The 4,070-nt window shown below is 70.2% G+C and carries 4 protein-coding genes and 1 pseudogene; 1 reads left to right on the top strand and 4 read right to left on the bottom strand.

Going from position 1 to position 4,070, the window contains the following annotated elements; genetic code table 11:
* Both Q2100_RS30115 and Q2100_RS30120 read right to left on the bottom strand, forming a co-directional pair.
* Nucleotides 1-299: ABATE domain-containing protein (locus Q2100_RS30115; RefSeq protein ID WP_302916968.1), on the bottom strand; the 299-nt coding region annotated here is incomplete at its 3' end.
* Nucleotides 296-1,192: an alpha/beta fold hydrolase gene (locus Q2100_RS30120; protein WP_302916966.1), complete on the bottom strand. Its 897-nt coding sequence runs from the start codon at nucleotides 1,190-1,192 to the stop codon at nucleotides 296-298. The genes Q2100_RS30115 and Q2100_RS30120, both read right to left, overlap by 4 nt.
* Before the next feature lie 187 nt (nucleotides 1,193-1,379).
* Between Q2100_RS30120 and Q2100_RS30125 the strand changes: the two genes are divergently transcribed.
* On the top strand, nucleotides 1,380-2,936 hold the full coding sequence (locus tag Q2100_RS30125; RefSeq protein ID WP_302916969.1) for an alkaline phosphatase D family protein: 1,557 nt from the start codon (nucleotides 1,380-1,382) through the stop codon (nucleotides 2,934-2,936).
* Here the strand turns inward: Q2100_RS30125 and nadC are convergent.
* Together nadC and Q2100_RS30135 are read right to left on the bottom strand one after the other, a co-directional pair.
* On the bottom strand, nucleotides 2,933-3,808 hold the full coding sequence (nadC, locus tag Q2100_RS30130; RefSeq protein ID WP_302916967.1) for a carboxylating nicotinate-nucleotide diphosphorylase: 876 nt from the start codon (nucleotides 3,806-3,808) through the stop codon (nucleotides 2,933-2,935). The genes Q2100_RS30125 and nadC overlap by 4 nt on opposite strands.
* Nucleotides 3,799-4,070, bottom strand: a pseudogene (locus Q2100_RS30135) (L-aspartate oxidase); the annotation flags it as partial. The gene nadC and the pseudogene Q2100_RS30135, both read right to left, overlap by 10 nt.

Genomic DNA, 4,070 nt, shown 5'->3' on the forward strand with positions numbered 1-4,070 from the left:
CCCCGGTGCGCGGCCGCCAGCAGGCCGGCCAGCGCATCCGACGGGAGCCGACGGCCGTCGCGCTGCGCGTCGAACACCGCCCAGCACAGTGCGCGCAGCTCACGCGCCTCCCGCAGCGCGGTCTCGGGGACCTGCGCGCCCGACGGCAGCAGCGCCGCGTGGGCGAACCAGCCGGCGAGGTCGTCGGCACTGTCCAACAGGTCGGCGCCCGGCTCCGGCGTCCGCCGGTAGACGGTGTTCGCGAAGTCCAGTACGACGTCACCGGCGACGAAGTGGCCGTCGGTCCAGGTGGTGCTCAGGTCCTGGCCCCCGCCCGGTCCAGCACGTCCCCGACGAAGGTGACCAGCAGCTCGGCGACCTCCGCGGCGTAGGTCTCGAGCAGCTGGTGGCCGCCGTCGTAGAGATGGGCGTCGAGCGTGGCCATGTCGCGGTGGTACGCCAGCACCTCGGCGATGTCGAAGAACGGGTCGTGCCTGCCCCAGAGCACCAGGCACGGCGGCTGATGCCGGCGGTGATAGGCCGCGATGTCGGGGAACCGGGCGACGTGGTTGCGGTAGTCGTAGAAGAGCTGGAACTGGACGTCGACGTTCCCGGGCCGGGAGATCCGTTCCCAGTCGAGATGCCACGACTCGCGCGGATGGAGGTCCTGCAGCTCCTCCGGCAGGCCGCCGATGTACTGGTCACGGGTGCCGTCGAAGTTCAGCCAGTCCGGCAGCGCCGCCCGGTTCTCCGGCGTCGGATCCGCCCAGAACCGGCGGGGCGCGTCCCACGCCTCGTGCAGCCCGGACTCGTGGGTGTTGCCGTTCTGCAGGACGAGGCCGAGCACCCGTTCCGGGTGCCGCATCGCCATCAGATATCCGACGGGCGTGCTGTAGTCCGTCACGTAGAGCACGTAGCGCTGCACGCCGAGGTCGTCGAGCAGCGACTCGATGACCCGGGACAGGTGCTCGAAGGTGTACTCGAACTCCTCGAGCGGCGGCGCATCGGAGAAGCCGAACCCGGGCAGGTCGGCGGCGATCGCATAGATCTGCTCCCCGAGAACCGGCAGCACGTCGCGGAACGAGTACGACGACGTCGGGAAGCCGTGCAGCAGGAGCACGGCCGTCGACGACGGCGTACCGGACTCGCGGTAGTGCACCCGCAGTCCGTCGACGTGGCGGTAGAGGTGCCTGGTCTTGACGGTGCGTTTCACGGGTGGACTCCTTTCGCCGAGAGTGCTCTCCTAGAGTAACCGTTAATCCAGTTTTAAACAGTTACCTGTCCGATGCGGATGCCGGCTCGTGCCGTCGATGCTCATCCGCGGTTCATCTCACGGACACTCCCGCGCATCGCGGTGTGGCCACTCTCGTCGGGTGACGAATCGCCTTCCCCGCCGATCGATGCTGCGCGCAGCACTGCTCGTGCCCGCGGGCGCCGCTCTCGCCGGCGGCGCCCTCACCTCGTGTGGGTCCGCCGCGACATCCACACCCGGTCTGGTGCGGGCACGACCCCGGCTGACACACGGGGTGGCATCCGGGGATCCACGGCCCGACGGGGCGCTGCTCTGGGCGCGGTCGGACACTCCCGCGACCATGATCGTGGAGACCGCGTCCAGCGAGGAGTTCACGAATCCCGTCCTGGTGCGCGGCCCGCTGCTGACACCCGACAGCGACGGGACCGGACGCATCCGCCTCACCGGGTTGGAACCGGGTCAGCAGGTGCACTATCGCGTGACCCTGGAAGGCGACGACGGGGCGCGCGGCGAACCACTCACCGGAGTCTTCACCACCGCCCCGGCCGCGCCGGCCGACATCCGGTTCCTCTGGTCGGGCGACGTCGCCGGCCAGGGCTGGGGCATCAACGCCGACACCGGCGGCATGACGGTCTGGAGGGTGATGGCCGACCGCCGGCCCGACTTCTTCATCCACTCGGGTGATGCGATCTACGCCGACAACCCCATCACGGCCACCCAGAAGCAGAACAACGGGAAGATCTACCGCAACGTCACCGCACCCGCGAAGGACCAGGTGGCCCAGACCCTCGACCAGTTCCGCGGCAATTACCAGTACAACCTGACCGACGCGAACTACCGGTACTTCAACGCCGCTGTGCCGCAACTCGTCCAGTGGGACGACCACGAGGTCATCAACAACTGGTACCCGGGCGAGGATCTCGGGGGTCAGTCACGCAAGGGCTACGCCCGGCCCGATCTCGACGCGCTGGCCGGTTTCGGTCATCAGGCGTGGCGCGAGTGGCAACCCATCGACGTCAGCGAGTCCGTCGACGGGCGGGTCCACCGCCGGATCGCCTACGGTCATCTGCTCGACGTCTTCATGCTGGACATGCGCAGCTACAAGAACCCCAATCCGGACGCCTGGGCCACCGGCGGTGGCGCCGGAGTGCTCGGCGCCGCGCAATCGCAGTGGTTGATCGACTCCCTTCGCGCCTCGAAAGCCACATGGAAGGTGGTCGCCAACGACCTGCCGTTGGGGATCGTCGTCCCCGACGCCGCGTCCGATCCGCCGAGCGGGCCGAAGTCGATCGAGGGCGTGGCTCAGGGTGATCCGGGCCGGCCGCTCGGACGGGAGGCCGAGATCGCCCGGATCCTCACCGCGACAAGGGACGTCCCCAACGTCGTCTACCTGACCGCCGACGTGCACTGCACGGCGGCGATCTCCTACCACCCCGACCGGGCGGCGTTCACAGACTTCAGCCCGTTCTACGAGTTCGTCTCCGGGCCGCTCAACGCGGGCGCGTTCCCGGCCAGCCCGCTCGACGGAACCTTCGGCGCGGCATACGAATTCGTACACGCGCCGACCGAGGAGAACACGTCGCCCGCAGAGGGCTTCCAGCATTTCGGCGAGGTGACGATAGACAAGGATTCGCGAGCCCTCACCGTCAACCTCTGTGACAGCACCGGCGCTGTGCTGTGGTCGAAGGTGCTCCCGGCGGCCTAGACGTCCAGACCGATGTCGAGCACCCGCACAGAGTGGGTGAGGGCGCCGACCGCCAGGTAGTCCACCCCGGTGCGGGCGTAGTCGGCCGCCGTGTCGAGGGTGAGTCCGCCCGACGACTCGAGCCTGGTGGCGGGCGCGGCGTTGTTTCGGCGTTGCACGGCGATCTGGGTCTGCCAGACCGGGAAGTTATCGAGCAGCACCAGTCCGTCGGCTCCCAGGCCTTCCGCCAGCACCTCGTCGAGTTGTTCCAGGGAGTCCACCTCGACCTCGCACGGCAGGTCCGGGGCCGCGGCACGGACCTTGCGCAGCGCCGCCACCACCGAGCCTGCCGCCGCGACGTGGTTGTCCTTGATGAGCGCGGCGTCGCCGAGGCCCATCCGGTGGTTCTCCCCGCCGCCGACCCGCACCGCGTACTTCTGCAGCGCCCGCAGGCCCGGCAGCGTCTTACGGGTGTCGCGGATCCGGGCGTCGGTGCCGGCCACCGCATCCACCCATGCGGCGGTGGCGGTCGCGATCCCCGACACGTGGCAGACCAGGTTCAGCATGGTGCGTTCGGCGGTCAGCAGGCCCCGGGTGGGCCCCTCGACGGTGAGCAGCGCGTCTCCGGCGTCGAGCCGGGCACCGTCGTCGACGCGGTGGGTGATCCGGTAGGCGTCGCGGCCGATCACCTCGTCGAGGACGAGCACCGCGAGGTCCAGTCCGGCGGCCACGCCGGGTTCGCGGGTGACCATCGCCGCCGTGGTGGTGGCGTGCTCGGCGACCGTGGCCCGCGTCGTGATGTCCGGGCCGTACCGCAGATCCTCGTCGAGCGCCCGGGTGACCGTGTCGCGGGCCTCACGCAGTTCCGCGTCGCTCAGCGTCGTCAGCAGCATGCCGCGATCTCCTCCTGTGCGTGCACGCGGCCGTCGGCGTCGCGGGTGATGCCGATGCTCACGGCCTGGTGCGGATCGGTGTCCGGATGGTCCGCGCGGTGGTGGCAGCCCCTCGACTCGGTGCGGTGCGCAGCGGCCGCCGCCACGGCCCGCGCCGTCAGGGTGAGTGCCGCGTCCTCGGCGTCGGCGCGCCCACGGATCCGGCGCAGCGGCGCGTCGTCGAGCGTGTCGAGCAGGTGCCGCAGGCCCGCTCCGTCGCGCA

This window comes from Mycolicibacterium arseniciresistens, assembly GCF_030519285.1.
Taxonomy (GTDB): Bacteria; Actinomycetota; Actinomycetes; order Mycobacteriales; family Mycobacteriaceae; genus Mycobacterium; species Mycobacterium arseniciresistens.

Bases quoted from the DNA above. Each gene is read 5' to 3' on its own strand.
- Q2100_RS30125 (WP_302916969.1), top strand. From the start codon at position 1,380: ATGCTGCGCGCAGCACTGCTCGTGCCCGCGGGCGCCGCTCTCGCCGGC.
- nadC (WP_302916967.1), bottom strand. From the start codon at position 3,808: ATGCTGCTGACGACGCTGAGCGACGCGGAACTGCGTGAGGCCCGCGAC.